This is a genomic window from Limnobacter sp. (assembly GCF_036405155.1).
Classification (GTDB): Bacteria; Pseudomonadota; Gammaproteobacteria; order Burkholderiales; family Burkholderiaceae_B; genus Limnobacter.
In genome coordinates this window covers 112,855-131,176 of record NZ_DASWYD010000004.1, presented here as the reverse complement: position 1 = coordinate 131,176, position 18,322 = coordinate 112,855, and the positions used below count along the sequence as shown (strand labels likewise).

16 protein-coding genes are annotated in these 18,322 nt (G+C 54.8%); 7 read left to right on the top strand and 9 right to left on the bottom strand.

Annotated features, from left to right (window positions below; all coding sequences use genetic code 11):
• Window positions 1-3 precede the first annotated feature (3 nt).
• Complete coding sequence (glcE, locus tag VGE55_RS04510) at window positions 4-1,080, top strand: glycolate oxidase subunit GlcE (RefSeq protein WP_331130513.1); 1,077 nt, start codon at window positions 4-6, stop codon at window positions 1,078-1,080.
• Between the two features lie 6 nt (window positions 1,081-1,086).
• The gene (gene glcF / locus VGE55_RS04505) at window positions 1,087-2,343 is read left to right on the top strand and encodes a glycolate oxidase subunit GlcF (protein ID WP_331130512.1); all 1,257 of its coding nucleotides are present in this window, start codon (window positions 1,087-1,089) and stop codon (window positions 2,341-2,343) included.
• A 17-nt stretch (window positions 2,344-2,360) separates the two neighbouring features.
• On the opposite strand, the gene VGE55_RS04500 is transcribed toward glcF, so the two are convergent.
• From VGE55_RS04500 to pdxH, 4 genes are all read right to left on the bottom strand, one after another.
• Window positions 2,361-2,897 (bottom strand): hypothetical protein, encoded by a 537-nt coding sequence (locus VGE55_RS04500; protein WP_331130511.1) that lies wholly within the window; start codon window positions 2,895-2,897, stop codon window positions 2,361-2,363.
• A 110-nt stretch (window positions 2,898-3,007) separates the two neighbouring features.
• Window positions 3,008-4,006 (bottom strand): CmpA/NrtA family ABC transporter substrate-binding protein, encoded by a 999-nt coding sequence (locus VGE55_RS04495; RefSeq protein WP_331130510.1) that lies wholly within the window; start codon window positions 4,004-4,006, stop codon window positions 3,008-3,010.
• The gene (locus VGE55_RS04490; protein WP_331130509.1) at window positions 4,006-4,641 is read right to left on the bottom strand and encodes an ANTAR domain-containing response regulator; all 636 of its coding nucleotides are present in this window, start codon (window positions 4,639-4,641) and stop codon (window positions 4,006-4,008) included. The genes VGE55_RS04495 and VGE55_RS04490 overlap by 1 nt, the downstream gene beginning before the upstream one ends.
• A gap of 89 nt (window positions 4,642-4,730) precedes the next feature.
• Window positions 4,731-5,396: a pyridoxamine 5'-phosphate oxidase gene (gene pdxH, locus VGE55_RS04485; protein ID WP_331130508.1), complete on the bottom strand. Its 666-nt coding sequence runs from the start codon at window positions 5,394-5,396 to the stop codon at window positions 4,731-4,733.
• A 31-nt stretch (window positions 5,397-5,427) separates the two neighbouring features.
• Here pdxH and xerD point away from each other — a divergent pair, with 31 nt between their 5' ends.
• Window positions 5,428-6,375: a site-specific tyrosine recombinase XerD gene (xerD, locus tag VGE55_RS04480; RefSeq protein WP_331130872.1), complete on the top strand. Its 948-nt coding sequence runs from the start codon at window positions 5,428-5,430 to the stop codon at window positions 6,373-6,375.
• A 20-nt stretch (window positions 6,376-6,395) separates the two neighbouring features.
• Here xerD and VGE55_RS04475 read toward each other — a convergent pair whose 3' ends face one another.
• A complete protein-coding gene (locus VGE55_RS04475) occupies window positions 6,396-6,962 on the bottom strand; it encodes a hypothetical protein (RefSeq protein ID WP_331130507.1) in 567 nt (188 codons plus the stop codon).
• Between the two features lie 138 nt (window positions 6,963-7,100).
• Here VGE55_RS04475 and plsY point away from each other — a divergent pair, with 138 nt between their 5' ends.
• On the top strand, window positions 7,101-7,697 hold the full coding sequence (plsY, locus tag VGE55_RS04470; RefSeq protein ID WP_331130506.1) for a glycerol-3-phosphate 1-O-acyltransferase PlsY: 597 nt from the start codon (window positions 7,101-7,103) through the stop codon (window positions 7,695-7,697).
• A gap of 30 nt (window positions 7,698-7,727) precedes the next feature.
• Here plsY and VGE55_RS04465 read toward each other — a convergent pair whose 3' ends face one another.
• The 4 genes from VGE55_RS04465 to VGE55_RS04450 form a co-directional block, all read right to left on the bottom strand.
• Window positions 7,728-10,268: an ankyrin repeat domain-containing protein gene (locus VGE55_RS04465; RefSeq protein WP_331130505.1), complete on the bottom strand. Its 2,541-nt coding sequence runs from the start codon at window positions 10,266-10,268 to the stop codon at window positions 7,728-7,730.
• A gap of 92 nt (window positions 10,269-10,360) precedes the next feature.
• On the bottom strand, window positions 10,361-12,403 hold the full coding sequence (locus VGE55_RS04460; RefSeq protein ID WP_331130504.1) for a hypothetical protein: 2,043 nt from the start codon (window positions 12,401-12,403) through the stop codon (window positions 10,361-10,363).
• A gap of 115 nt (window positions 12,404-12,518) precedes the next feature.
• Window positions 12,519-15,299 (bottom strand): hypothetical protein, encoded by a 2,781-nt coding sequence (locus VGE55_RS04455; RefSeq protein WP_331130503.1) that lies wholly within the window; start codon window positions 15,297-15,299, stop codon window positions 12,519-12,521.
• A 58-nt stretch (window positions 15,300-15,357) separates the two neighbouring features.
• Window positions 15,358-16,074 (bottom strand): hypothetical protein, encoded by a 717-nt coding sequence (locus VGE55_RS04450; RefSeq protein WP_331130502.1) that lies wholly within the window; start codon window positions 16,072-16,074, stop codon window positions 15,358-15,360.
• Between the two features lie 369 nt (window positions 16,075-16,443).
• Between VGE55_RS04450 and VGE55_RS04445 the strand changes: the two genes are divergently transcribed.
• Genes VGE55_RS04445 through VGE55_RS04435 form a run of 3 tightly spaced genes read left to right on the top strand, consistent with a single transcriptional unit; the run spans window position 16,444 to window position 18,317 of the window.
• Window positions 16,444-17,028, top strand: a complete 585-nt coding sequence (locus tag VGE55_RS04445) for a DUF2589 domain-containing protein (RefSeq protein ID WP_331130501.1) — start codon at window positions 16,444-16,446, stop codon at window positions 17,026-17,028.
• Between the two features lie 41 nt (window positions 17,029-17,069).
• A complete protein-coding gene (locus VGE55_RS04440; RefSeq protein ID WP_331130500.1) occupies window positions 17,070-17,747 on the top strand; it encodes a hypothetical protein in 678 nt (225 codons plus the stop codon).
• A gap of 9 nt (window positions 17,748-17,756) precedes the next feature.
• Window positions 17,757-18,317, top strand: a complete 561-nt coding sequence (locus VGE55_RS04435) for a hypothetical protein (protein ID WP_331130499.1) — start codon at window positions 17,757-17,759, stop codon at window positions 18,315-18,317.
• The last annotated feature ends 5 nt before the right edge of the window (window positions 18,318-18,322 follow it).

Below are 18,322 nucleotides of genomic sequence, written 5' to 3'. Positions count from 1 at the left end.
TTCATGAGCGACTTTCTTGACCACCTGTGCAGCCGTGTTGAAACGGCTGCACGCAATGGCACACCACTCCGCCCGGTGGGCGGCAACACCAAGCAATTTTATGGCGGTCCGCTGCAAGGCGAGGATGTCAACCTGTCGGAATGGACAGGCATTTTGGCCTATGAGCCCACCGAGTTGGTGATCACGGCCAAAGCCGGCACGCCCTTGGCCACCATCGAAGCCGCACTGGCCGAGCACCAGCAAGAACTGGCCTTTGAGCCACCCCGGTTTGGCGCACAGTCCACCATCGGCGGCGTCATCGCCAGTGGCTTGGCAGGCCCAGCCCGCTTGGCGCGCGGCGGCGTGAAGGACTATGTGCTGGGCTGTACCCTGCTCGACGGCAAAGGCCAACTGCTGCACTTCGGCGGCGTGGTCATGAAAAACGTGGCGGGCTACGATGTGTCACGCGTCATTCCCGGCAGCCTCGGCACCCTGGGCATTGCGGTGGACTTGTCCATCAAAGTATTGCCCAAGGCCGTGGCCGAAGCCACCCTGCAATTTGAATACAGCGAAGCCAAGGCCATTGAACAAACCAACGGCTGGCTGGGCAAGCCCCTCCCCATCAACGCGACCGCCTGGGAAAACGGTTTGCTGACCGTTCGCCTGCGCGGGGCCCGCGCTGCAGTGGACGCTGCCGTGAAAGGCCTGGGCGGTGCAGTCATGCTGCCACCCGCGGCCGATGCATTCTGGGCCAGCCTGCGCGACCAAACCCACCCCATGTTTACCGCCGAAGGCGACTTGTGGCGCTTGGCCGTACCAGCCACCCGTGCACCGCTGAACCTGCCCGGCCAAAGCCTGCATGAATGGGCCAGTGGCCTGCGCTGGCTGCGCCCTGCTGAGGGTACATCGCTGGAGCATATTCGCAGCGCTGCACAAGCCGTGGGCGGCCATTCCACCCTGTATCGCAGCAGCAACCCCGAACAACGTGCGCAGGCGTTTCATGCACCGGCCAAAGCCATGGTCGAATTGCAACGCCGCTTGAAACAACAATTCGACCCCGCTGGCATTTTCAGCGTGAACCGCCTCGCCCCCATTCTGTAAGCCACCATGGATACCCAACTCGCCGACTGGATCAAAGACACGCCCGAGGGCCAAACCGCTGAAGCGATTTTGCGCAAGTGCGTGCACTGTGGATTTTGTACTGCCACCTGCCCCACCTACCAAATTCTGGGTGACGAACTCGACAGCCCACGCGGCCGCATTTACCTCATCAAACAAGTGTTGGAAGGCAAGCAAGTCACGCGCAAAACCCAGCAACACCTGGACCGCTGCCTCACTTGCCGCAATTGCGAAAGCACCTGTCCATCGGGCGTGAAATACGGCCAGTTGATCGACATTGGCCGCAAGGTGGTCGATGAAAAAGTGGAGCGCCCAGCGGGTGAACAGTTCAAGCGCAATGCCCTCAAAACACTCATGACCACCCCGGCACTGTTCAATACCGGCATGGCCCTGGGCAAAGCGGTGCGCGGCATTCTGCCGGCCAGCATCAAGGCCAAAGTGCCCGCCAGCCGTTACAACCCACACTTTGCCAGCAACACGCACAGCCGCAAAGTGATTTTGCTCAAGGGCTGCGTGCAACCGGCCATGGTGCCGTCCATCGACAATGCCACCTCGGTCATTCTCGACGCACTCAACATTCAAAGCATGGTGGTGTCTGAAAGCGGCTGTTGTGGTGCTGTGAAGTTTCACCTCAACGACCACGATGGCGGCAAGGCCCAAATGAAAGCCAACATCGATGCCTGGTACCCACTACTGGCCAGCGGTGAAGCTGAAGCACTCGTCATGAATGCATCCGGTTGCGGTGTCACCGTGCGTGAATACCACCACCACTTTGAACACGACCCTGCCTACGCGACCAAAGCAAAATTGGTGTCGGACAAAACCATGGACATTGGCGAGTATTTGCTGAAGCAAAACGCCGATTCAGTGGCTGCCTTGGGCACCCAGGTGAAAGCCGCCATGAACCAGCAGCGCATTCCCCAACGCATTGCCTTTCACCCACCGTGCACCTTGCAGCACGGTCAACAACTGAAAGGCGTGGTGGAAGGCTTGCTGACCAAACTCGGCTTTGAACTCACGCCGGTGGCCGAAAGCCATCTGTGCTGCGGCTCCGCAGGCACGTATTCGGTGCTGCAACCCGAGCTGTCCAGTCAGTTGAAAGAACGAAAACTCAACAACCTGATGGCGGGCAAACCGCAAGCCATTGCATCGGCCAACATTGGTTGCCTAACCCACCTGGAAGGCAGTGCGAGTGTGGATGTACGCCATTGGGTGGAGTGGGTGGCGCAAGCGTTGTCGGCTTAACGCCCAAGGTTGAACGCTTAAGGCGCATTGCCGGCGCAAATCACCTTGCGCCGCTGGTAAAACCCCGGGTGTGAATTCGTGATCGGCATCATGGCGAATTCACCGCCATCAATGCTTCGCAACACATCGTCCGTGCAGGCCTGCACGCCGAGTTGGGCCAGCCACTTGCGGGCTTGCTCATCGGCATCCAGCTCAAACTGCCGGTTCACCGTGTTCAACTGCTCCATCAACACGGGCTGTGTTTCCAGCGCATCAAATGCACGGTCTGGGTCGGGCAAACCCACCAAAGCCATGGCCTTTTCACCCAATTGCTTTTGGTGGTGCATGTGTACGTGGGCGTACTCGTGCGCCACCATGAAGAGCACCGCATCGGGCTGTAACTGGTTGAGAAAGTCGGGGTCCACCGTGAGCTCAGGTGGTGAGCTTTCTTCATTCACAAAAGCCCGGCTGTGCGTTTTGGCAATCTCGATTTTTAGATTCAGGCCTGGCACCACCGCATGCAACTTTGACAGGCTTGAATCCAAGTCATTGCTGGACGCTGCCTGAGCAGGCATTCCAACGAGCACAAACAAACCCAACCAAAAACCAAACACTAAACGCTTGAACACCATTCCACCCTCGCTGCCAGCGGACACATGCCTTTAGTGTAATTCAACCCCAGCTTTTAACCCATGAGGTTAAACACCTCTTTCACACGGTCAAAACCGTCCAGCGACTGTGCGCCCAAAGGTCCGCACAGGCTTTGGGTTTCCAGCCACATGTGTTCCAGCATGGGCAGGTCGGTTTGGGACAAAGCCTGTCCATCAAAAGTCAACACGGGCACCTTCGGGTTCAAGGCTGGCGTGTTCAACAAAGCCCGCTCCAGCAGGTCCGCCGGTACATTGGCAAATTCGGCCATCGACAACCACTGTGCTGCCTGCCGGCGGTTGGCCTCGCCGTCCTGCAACCAATGGCAGGCCGTCTGCACTGCGCGCACAATGGCATCCCGTTCGGCCGCATGTGAATAGGCCCAAGCCGTGGAAAAACCCAACACCTTCTCGGGTGCATCCGGCCACAACTGGCTGGACGTGGCCACCATGTGGCCCACCCGCTGGCTCACCGCCAGTGAGCCCCACGGCTCGCCCGCGCAGAATGCATCCACCTCGCCAGTGCGCAAGGCCTGAACCATGCGGATGGGCGGCAATGCCTCAAACCGCACATCCACATCCGGGTCTACGCCTTGCGCACTCAGCCACCGGCGCAACTGCAAGGTGTGCATCGAAAACCGGAACACCGTGCCAAACACCAGCGGTGGCAGCCCTTGCGCTTTGCGGGCGCGAATGGCATCGCCCAACGTATGCCCCGCTGTGCTCGTTTGCAATACTTCCCACAGGGCATTGGACACCGTCACACCATTGCCACCCCGGCTCAACACCAAGGGGGCGCGAATGGACTTTCGGGGCGAACCACCCAAACCCAGCTCCACCGCAATCGCCATGGGCGCCAGCATGTGCGCAGCCTGAATTTCGCCATACACCAACTTGTCGCGCAGTGTGGCCCACGAAGGCTGACGCTCCAGCGCCACCTCCAAACCCGCCCGGGCAAACAGGCTCAAATGCTGAGCCACCACAAACGGGGCCGAATCCGTGAGCGCCAAAATCCCGATTTTTAATGCAGCACTCATTAAAGTCCGCCCCCATCCAACATCTCAAACACCTCGATCACACTGCGCGCGGTGTCCACCAGGCGCTGGTTGCGTTCCATGGCCAACTTCCGCATGGCGTGGTAGGCCTGGTCTTCCGAAAAATTGCGGTGCTTCATCAACAGCCCCTTGGCCTTGTCGATCAGCTTGCGGTCGGCCAACTGCTCCTTGGTGTGTTGCAGCTCGGCCTTCAATGCCTGAAATTCGCGGAACCGGGCCACTGCCACCTGAATAATGGGCCGCACACGGTCCGGGTTCATGCCGTCGGCCACATAGGCACTCACGCCTGCGCGAATGGCCCCTGCAATGGTGTCCTCGTCGTCTTCACCCGAAAACAAAATCACCGGCTTGGGGTTGCTGCGCGACAACACCGCCATGTTCTCCAGGCTGTCGCGGTCGGGCGAGTCCATGTCAACGATGACGATGTCGGGTGCGCTGGCGGCCACATGCTCAGCCAGGCGGTGGGTCGACGTTAGCCGCGACACCAGTTCATAACCGGCATCCAGCAAGGCGCGTTCAAGAATGGCTGCACGTCCAGGCTCTTCATCAATCAGCAACACGCGCAAAGCGCCGCTGCTGGCCGGCTTGGGTGCGCCCGGTTTCCCTTTGTTGGGCATGGCAATTTCCAGGTGGTTCAGGTTTGGGTATTCAGGTCATTGGGGGCCGGTCATGGCCAGCCCCATCCAGAGTATCAACGTCAATGCAATTACGGTGCCAAGCGCGCAATCGTCCAGCCAGCGTCAGTGCCAGTACCGTCAAGGCTGTAGGCCAGGCGGTCATGCAGGCGGGAAGGCCGCCCCTGCCAAAACTCAAAGTAGTCGGGCACCAAACGGTAGCCGCCCCAAAATGGGGGCCGGTCCACCGGATCGCCATTCTGCAGTGCACGGGCTTGGTGCACACGCGCCTCCAGCGCATCCCGGCTTTCAATCACCTGGCTTTGGGGCGAGGCCCAGGCACCCAAGCGGCTGCCAGCCGGGCGTGAGCGGTAATAGGCGTCCGACTCGGCCTCGCTCACCTTCTCCACCCGCCCCTCAATGCGTACCTGGCGCTCCAGCTCGGTCCAGTGAAACAGCAAGGCGGCATGGGGGTTGGCGAGCAGCTCTTGCCCTTTGCGGCTGGCGTAGTTGGTAAAAAACGTAAAGCCCCGTGCATCCACCCCTTTGATGAGCACAATGCGGGCAGCGGGCCTGCCCTGTGCATTCACGGTGGCCAAGGTCATGGCATTGGGCTCGGGCAGTTCGGCCTTCAAGGCTTCATCAAACCAGCGGGCAAACAAATCAAACGGGTTGGGCAAGGCATCGGCCTCGTCCAGCGTGGCCCGGGTGTAATCCTTCCGCAAATCAGCAATTGATTCAGGCTTCGGTGTGCTCATGCAAAACTCCACTGCAAGTCAAAACGGTATGATGACCATTCTTGCACGAGGCCAGCCAGGCATGCACAGCAACGCCGAACTCATCACCGATTTTTGCACCAGCTTGCTGCTGGAAGACGGCCTGTCGAACAACAGCCTGAGCGCCTACAAAAGCGACCTAGAGCAGTTTTCGCATTGGTTGATTGAACACGTTGACAGAGACCACAACCCTGACAACAGCACCAGCCTGCTACAGGCCAACACCGAGCAGTTGCGCAACTACATTCTCGACCTGCAAGGGCTGAAGCCCAGCAGCCTGAACCGCAAAACCAGCAGCCTGAAACGCTTTTACCTGTGGCTGCGCAGCACACACCGCCGCAGCGACAACCCCGCCCTGCCCTTGAGCAGCGCCAAGCAAGGCCTGCGCGTGCCCAAAACCTTGAGCGAAGCCGATGTGGTCAACCTGATTAACGCACCTGATGTGCACACCCCCCAAGGCGTGCGCGACAAAGCCATGCTGGAACTGATGTACGCCAGCGGCCTGCGCGTGAGCGAACTGGTCAACCTGCCAGTTCAAGCCATCGACTTGACTGCAGGCGCCCTTAAAGTGCTGGGCAAGGGCAACAAGGAACGACTGGTGCCCATGGGTGAGCCCGCCCGGCTGGCAGTGCTGCTGTACCTCAGTCAAACCCGGGGCGAACTGTTGCAGGGCAAAACCTGCGACCAGCTGTTCGTGACGCACCTGGGCAGCCCCATGACGCGCCAAGCCTTCTGGAAAAACATCAAGCGCTATGCCGTGCTGGCCGGCATACACAGCCCCATTAGCCCGCACGTGCTGCGGCATGCCTTTGCCACGCACCTGCTGAACCATGGGGCCGACCTGCGGGTGGTGCAGTTGCTGCTGGGCCATGCCGACATTACCACCACGCAGATATACACCCACGTGGCCAAAGAGCAACTTCACCAGTTGTTGAACACCAGCCACCCCATGGCCAGGTAAAACGCGACGTTGGTGACTGCTTATGCCCGCAGCTGCTGGCGGGGGCGGGGATTGGGAGAGCCATCATCAAACCCATCGTCACGACGGCGTGCAGGCGCGCCGGGCTTGCACACACTGGGTGGCGAGGCCTGAACGCGGGTTTGATCGGATGCTGCCGATTCAGGGCTCGGGGCGTTGAAAGCCGCCAACAGGTTTCGTCCGGCCCCAACATGCCCCCCAATGTTCAAATGAAGCGGTACAACTGGCGAATGGGGTAACACCGGTAGAGCCCCCATGACATGGGCCTGCAAGGCTGCTTGCAAAAAGCCAGGTGCAGGCGGCACAAACGCTGGCATGATTTGATCGGGAGGCGTGTGTGGTGAACCTGCAGGTGCTGGCCACTGTGGCACCGCAGGGGCCAACGGATTTAACCCATGGGCCATTTGCGCCGCCACTGCGGCCATGGGAGCTTGCGGCTCGGGCGGTGTGGCTGGGGAATGCTGACCAGGCGCGGCGGCATGTGCGGCCGGTGCTACGGCCTGCTGAGGCTGCACATTGAGCAGGGGCAGGTTAAACCCAAACAGACCCGCGGGAAATTGATTGTTCATGATGTCGTTTGTCCACCGTTAAAATGTTTGGTGGTTGGCTTGCCAAAACAAGTTCAGAGGGAAACCCGCAAGTGCTGGTTTGCGGCACAATACGCAAAACAACAACGCGCAAAACAACAACGGAGACCCCCCACTGTGATGCCCTTCATTGCCGCCCTTGTGATTGCCTACCTCATTGGCTCCGTGTCGTTTGCCGTGGTGGTGTCCAAATTTTCCGGCCTGGCCGACCCCCGCACCTACGGCTCTAAAAACCCGGGTGCCACCAATGTGCTGCGCAGCGGCAACAAAAAAGCAGCCTTGTTCACTTTGCTGGGCGATGCATTGAAAGGCACCCTGGCCGTGGGGCTGGCCTACCACTTTCAAGACACCTACCAATTCACCCAAAGCGATGTGGCCTGGGTTGGCTTGGCCGCCTTTATCGGCCACCTGTACCCCATCTTCTTCAAGTTTGAAGGTGGCAAAGGCGTGGCCACCGCACTGGGCGTGCTGCTGGGCCTCAACTGGGTGCTGGGCTTGGCCACTGCGGTGACTTGGTTGGTGATTGCTTACTTCTTCCGATATTCATCCCTGGCCGCCTTGGTGGCCAGCATTTTCGCCGTGTTTTACAACGCCCTGTTGTTTGGGCTAGACGGCCAAGCCGCCGCCGTGCTGGTGATGGCGGCCCTACTGGTGTACCGCCACAAGCAAAACATTGCCAACCTGATGGCGGGGAAAGAAAGCAAGATTGGGCAGTAAAAAAACTGACCGACCATACCGGGTACATACCTAGCCGAATGTGCGGGCGATGCGCTGAAATACGTTGCTGGCCACAGGCTGTTGCCCTTGTTTCGAAGCATCGCTTAGTTCGGCCAGGTATGCAGTCAGGTCAGGGTTTTGCTTGCCCTGAATGATTGTTTCCAAGCCCCTACCGGAATCGTCTCTGGCCTGTATATTGGCCCCCCGCTGCACCAACCAGCGCATAGCGTCTACCTTTCCATCATCTGCTGCGTGCAACAACGGGGTTTGCCCATTGAAGCCCTTCTCCTCCAAACCGTGCTTTAATTCATTCACGCAATACGCCAAGGTGGGCACGTCACCAAACTGGGCAGCCAGGTGAATGGCTTTGCACGAGTCGGCGTCAGCTGCGTTTACGTTGGCCCCCCTCTGCACCAACCAGCGCACATTGCCCACCTTTCCACCCGTTGCTGCGTGCAACAACGGAGTTCGCCCATTGAAGCCCTTCTCTTCCAAACCGTGCTTCAATTCATTCACGCAATACGCCAAGGTGGGCACATCACCACACTGGGCAGCCCAGTGAATGGCTTTGCGCGAGAAGAGGTCAGTTGCGTTAACGTTGGCACCCTGCTGCACCAACCAGCGCACATTGCCCACCTTTCCACCCGCTGCTGCCAGCAGCAATGGGGTTTGCCGAAACGAGCTCTTCTCTTCCAAACCGTGCTTTAATTCATTCACGCAATACGCCAAGGTGGGCACATCACCAAACTGGGCAGCCAGGTGAATGGCTCTGCTCGAGTCGGCGTCAGCTGCGTTAACGTTGGCCCCAGCATCGACCAAGGCGGCCATCGCTTGAACTTGTCCAGCACTAGCGGCGCTCAGTAGAGCAGTTCGCTCTAATTTATCCCTCGAATCCATGGGCAGCTTTTGCACCTTGGCCAACCAGCGCAACACGGTTATTTGCCCATGTGTTGCTGCGGCATGCAGCAGGGTTTCGCCATCTGCATTCACGATATCAGACGGTAAACCACGGCACAGCAGTTCATGCAACTGGGCCAGGTCGCCCTGTTTAACTGCAGCAAAGGCAGCGTCTGCATAACGCACTTTGGCCAAGCTGGTGGGGGTCACATCCACCGCTTTGAATTGCGCCAGCAGTTCCTCACTGGGGCTGCGCCGAAGGCTGGTTTCAGCAGGCTGCGTAGGCTCGGTTACCTCCGCCACAACATTATTTGCAGTATGTGGCACCAGGCCCCGAACCTGCGCATCGGGGTGCTTGGCCAGCAAGGTGCGGTAAGGGCTGTCCGCTGGCAATGTGGGCAAGCGGTCTGCCAACTGGGTGTATAAAAAGGCGTGTTGATCGCTGTTCAGCGCTGGCTTTGCCAAACGCCCCAGCATCAAGGCAAAGTCCTTGTGCTGCTTCAACATGGCCATAGCCTCCGCCTTGCCCTCCAGCCAATGCCTTAACTCCGCCTTCAGTGGCCAATGGCTGGGCAGCGCATTCATCAAGGTTTGGTAGTTGTTCAATTGCTTGTTGAGTGCTGTATACGCTTTGGCCAAGCCCGAGGTGTGTTGAATCAGCAAATCAACCAGACTGTTCAGGGCGGTATCCACCTGCACGCCTTGCGCTTCCGCTTTCAGGCTGCGCAGGTGCAAATCGCCCAAGGCCTTGTCCAGTTGGTCAACCTGTTTCAGGGTATCCTCTGCTTCAGCAGGCCACTCGTGCAAGGCCATCAACAATTGCTCAGTGGTGCGGCACAGCCCCCCCATTTGCACCAGCCGCTCACGGCCTTTCTGTAAATCTTTCTGAGTGGACAACAACTTGGGCTTGGCATCGGCCATGGCCTTGCCAGCCTCTTTCAATTCATGCGCCAAATGGTGAAGCCGCTCAAGCCCACCCAAGTGGTCCACCAAATTCAAATCGGTCATGGGGCTCAGATTAAAGCCCTTCGCCGTGCTGCAATCAATTTTTGCTTGGGTTTTGACGCGCAGCTCGTTGTAGGTATTCACCGCTTGGCTCAGGGTGGGTATGGGTGTTTGAAATACCTTGGGGCACTGTTGCGCCAAGGCAGCCAAGCCCGGCATGGCGTGCTCCTGCAGTACGTCCACCACATTGGTCAAGTTACTGACCCAAGCCACCGAACCAGCGGGACCATTTGCAGAAAGTTGACCATACAACAAGCCCTGCTCACGGGGAGTAAGGGTTAGCAGCGAAGCCTGAGTAACCGTGTCCAAAGGGTTGCCCGATATATTAATAACGCCAGCACCTTGGACCGCCCCACGCAGCGTTGCAAGCTGTGCCAGCACCCGGTAATCGTTGGGTAAGGTAGTTAAGGCCAGTCCACTCAAATCCAAGTGAGGCCGTGTTTCATTTTTGTCCAGGTAATTCTGTATACGACGGGCCCCTTCCAAACGGCCACTGCGCTCGGCACCGGTGGCCTGGTTCACCCAGGCATTCAGCCCAGTTTTAAATTGAGCAAGGCGACCATTGGGCTCATTGCTTGAGCCTGCTGCATTGCCTGTATTTTGTGCATCGGTTAGCACCAAGGCCGCTTGGCGGGCGGGCGACTGACTGCGTGAAATGCTGGGGGACATGGCAGGCCTTGAATTTGAAAGGCCTTAGTGAACTGTTTGAGGTAAAAGTTCAAAGGAAACTTTGGTCTGCAGCTAAAAAACAAAGTGGACGACTAGGCTTTGTCACTGGCACCTGGTAATAAATTGGCTCCGGAGGGAGAACGATGGACAGAGGCATCAGAGCCTTCCCCCAACGTTGAGGGCGACAGGGGATGCGAATCCGTGGATGTTCCCACTGACACTGGTTCATCCAGCATTTCGGCCACCGACCAATTCAGGGATTTTTCAAAGCTATTGAGTTCGTCCTTACTCATGGTCGTTACCCTGTGTTGCTTGAGGAAATCATGCTCACGCTGGCGGATGGGCCGGTGTACCCAGTAATTCATGGCCCTCACACGGTGTTCCTTCGCAGCAGACGCAATAAACGAGTTCAATACCGAATCATCCAGCAGTTGGGAAAACTCGATCAAGGCCAAGGTCATCTCACGGAAACGATCAGTCTCCATCCGTCGTTGTGATTGAAAGACTGGGTTCTTTAAGGTGAAATCCGTTCTCACAAACAGCCTTTGAAAACCAAGGCTAAAATCGCCAAATGTATTGGTTCCTTTATAAGGTCGCATCGCCGTATGAAGCTTGCCGATCTGAATCGGATGTATAAAAGCATCGACACCCTCCTGTTCTGCAAGCAAGCCCTCAATGGAACCATATTCAGCGGGCTTCATATGGTAGGACTCTGGGGCCACCAGTTTGCGGGTATCACGATCATAGGAAAACACCAGTTCGTCCAAATGTTCCCCAGCGATTTGCCGAATGGTCATCCCCGCACCAAACAGATCTTTTTCCAAACTAAGCTGCGCGGTCTTTTTGCGATAATATTCGGTACCGTATCGGTAGCGGCACTCCGGATTGGGGCCACCTGTTCGGAGATCCGATATCGCAAAATCCAAATCTGTGAGCTTGACGCACATCGCCCCCTGAGACTCTAAAAAAATCATATTCTCTGGTTTAACATCCTGATGCCGCCCATGGGCGCCGCCGTCACCCACACCATACATAAAGTCATTGATCGCAGCCACGACCTCAAATGCCCACTCCACGGTGTAACGATATCGTGTCGATGCATTTGCAAAATCTTTGACGCCTTCCAAGAGGTCTTTAACTGCGCCCATATCGTTTTCAGCGGTCAACGGGGGACGCTTTAAACGATATGCCTTTGTTGCTGCCAACTTACGGAGAATATCAATACGAGCCTTTTCCAGTGGCCCTTTGTTGTTTTGAAAAATCCAACGCAAAACCGATAGCCCCTGAATGGGTCGCTTGAGGTTTGTCAGGCCCAACTCCATCGCGCAAATATAACCAGGTCGGGAAAGTTTGCCGTCACTGCGTCGGGCCGAATTTTTTGGTCCCCATGCATGAATACGGAGAATCCAATAACTCGGTTTTGACATGAGGGCACGCTGGATCCGAGGGGAGGGCACCACAATCTCCCCCTTTCCCTTCTGGCGCAACTTTTTGATTGAACAGTATTTATCCAAATGGGTAACCCGCCCAAGGCGAACCACACCGAAAGACCCTTCACCGAAGTCAGTCCGCTTGGCCGGAACAATTTTGTTAAAAACCCGATAAACCCGCGCAGAATCTTCAAATGGCCGAAAAGGCTTAGTGGCTGTCCGAAAAACCGGGTACCTCGCCAGAAACCGCTCGGCCTCTTCCTCGCCAACCCATGTTAGTAACTCGATCGTGCAGTTACCGTGCCTGTAAAGAGAGTGAGGAGGCATAAAATCCGGAAAGCCGTTTTTAGCCCAAGCAGATTTCCGAAGCGATGCCGTATCGGTCGAGCTGAGCTTGCGATCCAAAAACTGGGAATACAATTTGGCTGAGCAACTCAATGCTTTGTAGATGCGTGTATTGCTGGCAACGGTGTTTTTCTGAATAGCCAATTCGCTGATGCTTGCGAGTTGATCCAACTCAGACTTGCAAACCAACCGAGACAATCGTTGATTTGCACTCAAACCGACCACCGCTTCGTAAAGCGCCGGGCATGCACGATCTGGATCCCGCTCAACACGATTCATTAAACGATCGGCATTTCTCGAATAATTATCGGTGGCTTGAAATCCAAGGTGATCGAATAAATGCTGATTGATGTTACTCATTGTGAATGCTGTTGAGTGGCGATTTAGGGGACTTATTACTCTTCGCCACCAGATTTTCGAGATCCACTAGCTTTATCTCCAGAATAGGCATCATTCAACGCACAGTGATTACCTGTTAGTCCATCTTTCCACTTTTCTGCCGAAGTTCCTGCCGAAGTTCCTGCCGAAGTTCCTGCCAAACTTCCTGTCGAAGTTCCTGTCGAAGTTCCTGTCGAAGTTCCTGCCGAACCGCTGGCGGAGGTGTTCCCGGAACTGGCTGCGGTGCTATTTGAAGACGCTCCCCACGATCAGCCGCAGATTGAATAAACATCAAACTCAGCAGCCGTCCAACCTGCTTACGGTCTTGTGGTGAACATACCCGGTCAGCACCGCCGCGTTGCAAACGCATCATGACATCGAAAAGATGGGTGCCCAATGTTCCCTGCTCAAGCTGCTGTTGCCCTCCTACACGAACAGCACGAGTGCCTAACGCTAACGCGAATTCCTCACGGGCATCTCGCGGTAACTTGCTAATATCCTTTGATCGATAGGCATTGGCTGTCACTGCAGAAATGGCCAACGTGCTTAGCTGTATTAACTGATGGTTGGTGATTGGCTGACCATTGAAATTCAGCTTTTCTAGCCATGGAAATTCAACCTCTGCAGGAACATCGCCATGCAGCGGAATATTGTTCTCAATTGCTGCGGGTTGATTGGGGTTCGGTTGAAGTTCCTTCCACAATGCATCGCGAGTCGCCAAATTCAACAAGAACAATCGATTGTCCTTACCACTCTTCAGCTTGCCTGGACTATCGATGAACTTGCTTTCCAGACTCGATTTTGTATTGCTTGAATATGAACGCTTGAGCAGACCATCATTGGCTTGGTTGGCCAAGCTTTCAAACGACTTGGAAAAGTTTTGCGCTTTTTCAAGAATTTGATCATGCTTTCGCAAATCAACACCCGCATTGCTTAATTGTGCACAGTAATAGCCATAAACTTGCTGATATGCGTTTTTGCGCTCCTCGATGGATTTTGGCGGCTTGGTGACTGTGCTCACCAATTTTTTTGCAAGCCTTTCCAGTTGAATTTTTTCATCGGATTCACTGTCCTTAAATCGAACCAACAAAGCATTTTCATGGGTCTCAATATTCAGCTTTTGGCTGTACTCTTTAATTGCTGGGTCGTGATCATTGCTACTCCGAATCGACCTGACAAAATTCTGGGCTAGTTCGTTTGTGGCTGCTCGCATGGCCGTCTTCCGCATCCAATTGCCCTTCCGCATGCCAAAAGCGGTCCACTGCTCTGTTGCCCTAAGGCTGGAGTCTTCGATTGCACTGCTGCCGGGGTTGTCCAACGCTATGTCAACCGCTGATGTTGATAAAAAGCGGCCCAATAAAATATTGGACGCTGAATTTAAATCGGTGAAGCCCCCATTTTCAGGGTCAAGTACCCGCTGCTCCTGGAAGATAAGGACTGCTTTGGTCAATTCAGCTGGCCTAACCGGCGCATAATTTGCTGTGTCCCCTTGCTGCAATTTGAGTAGTACTGAGGTCAAAAAATCATTGACCAATGTGGGTACCCTGCCTGCAGAGTCGGGGCGATTTCCCACACAAGTTGCAAGCCTTAAAAATGACTGCATGGACTTGTTCATGGCTATTTCTAGCGCTGATGGTTGATTATTCTCGCGGCTTCGGGCGTATTGCGGCAAGACCATGGCCAAGTGCGTCTGCCATGCATTAAATATTGGTTGCAGATGCTGATGATCCGCACGAACGAATCTGTTGATTTTCTGAAAAAATTCATCCGGATTGCTGAGGTCTGTATCTCGCTCAGTTGCAATATTTTTGAAGTTACGCTGCACATGGTCTAGAAGCCTTTCACGGATCGAACCGGTTGGAATACCGTCGGTCAACCCACTTTTCAGTTCAGTGAAGTAATGTTGCTTTGACTGAAATTCAAGGGCGCTTAGTGCAGCTGTAATTTGGGGATCTAGAGCAGGCCCACCACTTCCCTGTGCCTCATTTCCCTGAGTTGCAAATTTGCTGAGATTTAAAAGCAAATCACTGACTGCTTCATTTTGATCAATGGTTGGAGACAAGATTTCTGTGTTCAGCTTTGCCAACACATTGTCTTGATGCCTCTGAATGATTCGTTGAAACTGAAGAAGCTCAGTCTGAACCCGATTATTTCCAGGGGTTTGCAAAACGTCGTCTGGTTTCATCGTGACGACTCTCTTTAACACCTTGAGCTGAAAGGTGGTTTGATTTGGAAGAAGTGGACTAAGCTCACCAGACGCCAGTAAATCACTGGCTGTTTTTTTTGAGGAAGATGGAGTTGCAGACTTTACCTCCTGCACGATGGGAGGCTCCTTCTCATTTGATTGGCGGACAGGTGATCTTTCTTGTACTGGACTACCTGCCCGGGAACCCGAAATTGGTTGTTCTCCAACAGACTTGTCCTGAGTGCCTGAAGACCTGGTAACCACCTTGAGGCTTAGGGGCGTTGTGTTGATATCCTTCGTGATTTTTTCTAATTTACTCAGCTCGTAAAAACTCATGCTTGCCAGCTCTTCACGCGTGGCCGCCAGAAGTATTTCACCAAGCCCTGATTGACGTATACAAGCAAAGGTCGGATCTGTCGCCGGGCTCTCGAACCAACTAATCATCAACGCTCGAGCAATGTTGTCGATGTGTGGTCTCATCGCCGACACCTTTTGAGCCCTTTTCGAGACGTCTTGCATGAACTCGGACAAACACGTCAGTGCTTTAGGATCCAAGTCTGACTTACGACATAAATTAGTGATCTTCTCGTGAATGGATCGCAACTCTTTTCGGGACTCACGACTACTTGATAAAGACAATTTCTCCAATTCGGCTAATTGATTCAACAGTTGCGACTTGGTCACTTCAGTCATTTCAGACATCCTCGAATTGTTTGATTAAACAGCAGAACGAAACCATTGACTCAGGGGATTATGAAATTCCCAGCGCCTGCTCCAACCGGCCTTTTTCATCAACCAGTCGCTTGTATTCGTGGATCTTTTTGTTGACCTCTTCGTCGGTGATCAGGTTGTTGGATCTCAAATAAACCCATCCTTGTTCTGGACCAAAATTTTCCTCCAGAACACCAATTGATTCGTTCACACAAGACAATTGGTCTCTCAGCACTGCTTTCTGCCCGTCGGTCTGCTCGTCGGTTAAATGGCTTGCGGTGGGTTGCCGGGTCTGCAAAGTCACTGCAGGCTTGGCCTCCTCCTGAGCCTCACGCTGCTGGGTTGCACTGACCACGGCATTTGCACTGGCTGGCGCACTTGGAACACCATTTGAACGCGAAGTTTCACTGGGGGAAACCAATGGCCTCACAGCATCGATTCTTTGCTCAATTCGGCTTAAGCGGCCATTCAAACCGATTTTTTGTTCCTCGGACAAAAAGGGATTATTTGACATGTAATGCGCCACGATGTCCCGAACATCCTCCAGCAGATCCAGGTCATTTTTACAGATACTTTCATATTTACTGTCTTCGCCCAACGGAAGAAGGCGCAACAGTTCCTCTGTCACCCCACCGGGTGAAACCAAGTTATGCACCGCCCTGTTGATAGACGACACATCCCCTTCTGAAAAACCGTCTTTGGAAAAATAGCGCTGAAATGTTTCCGGGGTGACCTTTTTATTGATTGGGGTTGTCATGGGCGCTCCAACACATCATTGTCCATACCGATTGCTCAGGTACATTTTCTTTTGGTGGACAGGCTAGACAAACAAGTTCACCAAATCTGTAAAACAGATGCACAACCAGTCAACAAAGCTTGCTTCTGCAGAACCACCCTCTGGTTTAACCAAGGTGAGCGACCAAAAACGCCCTGCGGGTGAAACCCAAGCATCAAAAACAACATCATTTGTAGGTGATGTTTGCATCAACCAAGGTTCACTGGGGGGCCTGCTTCTGCAGAGGGAGGGTTCGATTTGATTCTTCCGCAGCGCTTGCGGCACATTGCCGAGGTTGCACCCACCCAAACCCCTGCATGCCCTGCGCTGCCCTAACCGGAGACCCTTCATATGGCCATCGGACAAGAACTTTCATCCATCGACTTTCAAGCCATGATTGGCGGACCGCTGAGTGCGGTCATCAAGGCGCAGGCACAGTCTGCCCAAACCTCGGTCGACTTCATCAAAAGCGTGGGCTTCAATGCGGCCGATGCGCAAACCGACCCCGGCAAGCCCACCATGGTGTCATTCAAGTACGACAAGCCCGTGGAAAGCAAAGACGCGCAGGGCAACATCACCGTGACCGCGGTGCCGTTCAAGCTGGAAGTGCCCATATTGACGATGTTGCCCATTCCATTTATTCGGGTGGAAGAGACCACCATCGACTTCAACGCCAAAATCAATTCGGTGACCGAGTCGACCACTACCAATTCCTCAGACCTCAGCGCCTCACTGGCAGTCAAAGGGGGTTGGGGGCCTGTGTCGGCTGAACTGAAATGCTCCTACAGCAACAAAAAGAGTAATACCAGCGGCGAAAAAACCGAACGCACCTACAGCCTGCAAATCCATGTGCGGGCCGTGCAGGACGAATTGCCGGCTGGTCTTGAAAAGCTGTTGTCGATTCTGGAAGACAACATCAAGGAAACCAAGGTTTAAGGCGGCACTGCCCGCTTGACTGCAACTGAACGGATCAGACCATGAATGATTTGGGCGATATTTTGGGTTCACTCATGACAGGGCTGATTCGCGCCCGGCAAGCGGCCGACCTGCAAACGGCGGCGCTGGCCGAGCTTTATAAGGACAACCCGTTGCTGGAGGGTTTGTCGGTACCCCGGGTGCGCATACCCGAGGTGAGCATCGACCTGCCTTTGATCATTGAAAGCCACGAAGCCGGTGAGGAAGGCGAACTCAACGAACCGTCCAAGGTGGTCGATGCCACCAGCAATCGTCTGAAAAACACCTTGGCCAACACCAACATCAAACTATCGGCCAACTTTCAAAAGGCCTTTGCAGACACAGCCAAGCTGCGGTTAACCGAGGTTCAAAAGAGTAACGACGCCGTGTCGAAAGAGCTGGTGTCGCGCACCGTGCAAGACGCCTTTGTGGAAACACTGAAGAAGACCAACACTGAGCTGTCTGCGCAGGATAAACTGGCCGTGGTGAAAGACATTCGCACCGAAGCAGGCCTGGCTGCACTGGCCAAGCCGAGCATTCCCCCACGCATTTTGACCAACATCCGAACAGCAGACATTAAAGACAAAGCCACCGGCAACAGCGTGGTGCGCTTAAAAATTACCCTGACCGAGGAAGGTGTGGAATGGGTAACGCAAAGCAATGACGCAGGCGGCGTAAACCGCACCTTGACCCCGGAATAAGTACACACCATGCAGGCACTGGCCCGTGAGAAATTGCTGACCGCCCTGCTGTCGCTGGGTGAGGTGGTGACCACTTACCGAAAGGACAGCACCCGATTTGTGGCGGCTTATTTTCAGTGGCTGGAAAATACCGATGAACAGGTGGGCCCATTGCGTCTGCCTGTCAGCGGATTGATTCAAAGCCAAAAAAGCCAGTTGCTGGCCATTGAAGACGGCCTGATACCACCGCACATTCAGACCGAAGGCAGCAGTGTTCGCAAACGCCAACGAGCAGCCACCGCCGCATTGATCGACACCATGACATTGGCTCTGCAAGACAAACTGCAAACCATTGACCGTAGCTTTGATGATGCGCAAGACAAACTGGCCCAGTGCCTGGCCGTGGTGATGGGGCAGCAGTCGGATTTTTTGGTCAACCTTAAGCCGGACAACACCGGTGTGGCGGCAACCTGGCTGGCCATGACGGGCATCAAAGAACTGGCACCGGTATTGAATTACCTGACAGCCAAATATCCACGTGCAGACCGGGAATACTGCCTGCACGCCGTGTTGTTGAATGCGCTCAGTTGAATGCG